Here is a 3204-nt window from a genome sequence, read left to right on the forward strand (position 1 = left end):
TTTAAATGAAGACCAACTTGCAGATATTTTTACCGCCGACTTAACAGATACCAGTAGGATTATCTAAGCTGGTGCAAGAATAATACCGTAACCCGACGAAATAAAGCTACGGAGGAGAGATGAATGAGCATCCTCACCGCCATCGGCAACACGCCGCTGATCGAGCTTGTTAACCTGCGTCCCAACCCGAAGGTGCGGATTTTCGGCAAGTTCGAAGGGGCTAACCCCGGCGGCTCGGTTAAGGACCGCCCGGCGCACTATATGATCAAGAAGGCGGAGGAATCGGGTGAATTAACCCCCGATAAGATAATCCTTGAACCGACCTCGGGTAATACTGGAATCGCCCTTGCGATGATCGGCGCCGCCAAAGGCTACCGGGTCACCCTTTTCATGCCGGAGTGCGTTAGCAGCGAAAGACAGCGGACCCTGCAGGCCTTCGGCGCAGAGGTGATTCTGACCCCAGCCAAGGAAGGCACGGACGGGGCGATCAAGAGGGCAACTGCGCTCTTCGAAAAAGAGCCAGAGCGTTATTATATGCCTAACCAGTTTGCCAACCCCTACAATATGCTCGCGCACTACGAGACCACGGGGCCGGAAATTTACGCCCAGACCAACGGTGAAATTGATGTTTTCGTCGCTGGCATGGGGACTACGGGTACGCTTATGGGTACAGGAAAATACTTAAGAGAGAAGAAACCGCGCGTGAAGATCGTAGGGGTGGAACCGACGGTGGGCCACTCCATCCAAGGGCTGAAGAATATGACCGAATCCACCCCGCCAGAAATTTACGACCCGCGCCAACTCGACGAAAAAATTGTGATTGAGGATGGCGAAGCCTTCGAAACCACCAGGCTGTTAGCACTGCGCGAAGGCATTTTCGTGGGCATGTCGAGTGGTGCCGCCGTAGCAGCAGCCCTCCGGCTTGCCAGGGAAATAGAAAGCGGTATCATCGTAGCCATCCTGGCCGACCGGGGCGACCGGTATTTAAGCACCACCCTCTTCCGGTCAATCTGCGCCAAGTGTCCGCCCTAAGGATAGGGGTACGTAGTACCCGTACCCGCTAAAGTTTTTCCGAATATACCTCCAGGAGAGGTGAAATCATGAAGTGTCGCGTTTGCAAAGGGGAAGCCTTCGTCAAGCTGCCGGCGCATAACGCTGCCTTTTGCCCGGAGCATTTCGACGCCTTTTTTCTCCGGCAGATCACCCGCACGATCAAGAAATACCGGATGTTGCCTCCCGGGGGACGGGTGGTAGTAGCCTTATCTGGAGGTAAGGATTCGCTAGTCACCGCGCTGGTGCTGCACCGCCTCGGGTACCAAGTCGAGGGACTTTTCGTTGATCTGGGAATTCTTGAGGGAGATTTTTCTCCCGCTTCGCAGCAAGCCTGCGAAGAGTTTTGCGCTGCCCACGGAATACCTCTTAAAGTCTATAGCTTAAGGGCAGAATTCGGCCGCGAGATCCCGGATATCGCGCGGCGTTACCCGCGCATCTGCGCCATCTGCGGGGTAACCAAACGCCACATCATGAACGAATACACGCTTGCTCTTGGCGCCGACGCCCTCGCCACCGGTCACACGCTCGACGACATGGCCGCGGCGCTTTTCGCTAATCTCCTGCGGTGGGACCTCCACTACCTGGCGAAAAGGCTGCCCGTCCTGCCGGCGGAAGAGGGCTTCGCCAAAAAAATTAAACCCTTAGCGCTCCAAGCAGAGAACGAAATCCGGGCTTTTGCCGCGCTTCACGAGATTCGTCCGGTGGAGGCAATATGCCCTTACGCGGTGGAAGCCAAATTTAAGCGTTATAAGCGTGCGCTAAACGAACTCGAAGAAAAGTCGCCCGGGCTCAAACGCGCTTTTTACGAAGGCTACACGCAACAGGCACACCGCTTTAAAGAAGAGACCGCTCGCCCGCCGCTTGTTACCTGCGCGGTTTGCGGTCTTCCCGCTACCAACAGCCCCTGCACCTTCTGCCGGATCTGGCGGGATGCAACTTAGGCGTGAAAGCGGCCGCGGTTTGCCCCGCGAAGACGGGTTTTAGTCTTTCTTAATATACGCTATCCCCCGGAAAAGGGCGATCAGCCGCCCCTCGCCATCTTCAACGGTGACCCGGTAGTGGGTGAGCCGCCCGCCCCGCGACTCCTCCACCGCCCGCGCCGTCAGCACCGCGCCAACGGTGGTCGCCCGCAGGAAGTCGATATCGGCGTGGATGGCAAGGGCCGTAGCCCCGTAGGCGTTGCTGGCGAGGCCGAAAACAGTATCGGCAAGAGCGAAAATTACCCCGCCGTGGGTGACCCCGGCAAAATTGAGCATCTCCTCCCGGATACGGAGCGTGGCTTCCGCGTAGCCAGGTGCCAGGCGCGTCACTTCAACGCCGAGGGCTTTCGGGAAGGGATCCCCCGCGACTAAAGTGCGGTAAAAGTCGCCGCCTTGTTCCGTTGCCTGGTCGGCTGGTTGTTTGTTGGCCATAAAAATATTTCTTCGCGGCCGCCGGGCTAAACCCTCCCAATTATGTCCCGTAAGTAGCAGGAATGAGAGCGGTAAGATAAAAGATACCTCCCCAAAAGCGCGCCCAGGCCCTCCTCTGAGGAATAATAAATCAGGGCAAACTCGCTTTTTACCGAGGGTGTTGATTTTTAAGGAATGAACCGAACGGAGTGGCGGCAGTTACGTTACTTGGCGCGGTTTTGCGGCGTCGAAACCGCCTACCGCGACGTGACGGGTGTGCGGCGGGAAGCCAACCCGGAAGCACTCATGGCAGTGCTCCGCGCCCTCGGGGTCGCGCTAACAACGCCAGCCGAGGCAGGCGCCGCGATCCGCGAGTTGCGCCTGCAGAAAGCGCGCCGTGCTTGCGAACCGGTGACCGTCGTCTGGGAGAAAGCGCCGCTGCGCCTGCAACTCTGCCTGCCTCCAGAGCAAGCGGAAAGCCGCGTGGCCACCTCCTTCACTCCCATTTCCGTGCCGGAGGCCCCTGCCTAAAGGCATGGGGAGGAAGGCACGGTAATTTTTTCTTTCGGTCGAATTGTGGTATCATAAAACCGTGAAGCGCTGCAACATTGTCCGCGTACTCTTCTCAAAAGCACAAGCCAAGGTCCTCGAAACCCCGGGGGACCGCTGCGCCGCTCTCTGGAACGCCGCTAACTTCCGTTGCCACCGGGCGTTCCTGAAGAGAGAACCCGTGCCTTCCTATGCCACCCTGTACGCGGAG

The 3204-nt window shown here is 57.7% G+C and carries 4 protein-coding genes; 3 read left to right on the top strand and 1 reads right to left on the bottom strand.

Annotation, left to right across the window (positions count from 1 at the left end):
- The first annotated feature begins 123 nt into the window (after positions 1-123).
- Positions 124-1032 carry a PLP-dependent cysteine synthase family protein gene (locus ACUVTA_RS09110; protein WP_445952623.1) on the top strand — a complete coding sequence of 303 codons (909 nt, stop codon included), beginning with the start codon at positions 124-126 and terminating at the stop codon, positions 1030-1032.
- A 68-nt stretch (positions 1033-1100) separates the two neighbouring features.
- Positions 1101-1994 (top strand): ATP-binding protein, encoded by an 894-nt coding sequence (locus ACUVTA_RS09115; protein ID WP_445952624.1) that lies wholly within the window; start codon positions 1101-1103, stop codon positions 1992-1994.
- 39 nt (positions 1995-2033) lie between these two features.
- Here ACUVTA_RS09115 and ACUVTA_RS09120 read toward each other — a convergent pair whose 3' ends face one another.
- The gene (locus tag ACUVTA_RS09120; RefSeq protein WP_445952625.1) at positions 2034-2465 is read right to left on the bottom strand and encodes a PaaI family thioesterase; all 432 of its coding nucleotides are present in this window, start codon (positions 2463-2465) and stop codon (positions 2034-2036) included.
- A gap of 174 nt (positions 2466-2639) precedes the next feature.
- Here ACUVTA_RS09120 and ACUVTA_RS09125 point away from each other — a divergent pair, with 174 nt between their 5' ends.
- The gene (locus ACUVTA_RS09125) at positions 2640-2975 is read left to right on the top strand and encodes a hypothetical protein (protein ID WP_445952626.1); all 336 of its coding nucleotides are present in this window, start codon (positions 2640-2642) and stop codon (positions 2973-2975) included.
- Positions 2976-3204 lie beyond the last annotated feature (229 nt).

Source organism: Thermodesulfitimonas sp. (assembly GCF_052743955.1).

Bases quoted from the DNA above. Each gene is read 5' to 3' on its own strand.
- ACUVTA_RS09110 (WP_445952623.1), top strand. From the start codon at position 124: ATGAGCATCCTCACCGCCATCGGCAACACGCCGCTGATCGAGCTTGTT.
- ACUVTA_RS09120 (WP_445952625.1), bottom strand. From the start codon at position 2,465: ATGGCCAACAAACAACCAGCCGACCAGGCAACGGAACAAGGCGGCGAC.
- ACUVTA_RS09115 (WP_445952624.1), top strand. From the start codon at position 1,101: ATGAAGTGTCGCGTTTGCAAAGGGGAAGCCTTCGTCAAGCTGCCGGCG.
- ACUVTA_RS09125 (WP_445952626.1), top strand. From the start codon at position 2,640: ATGAACCGAACGGAGTGGCGGCAGTTACGTTACTTGGCGCGGTTTTGC.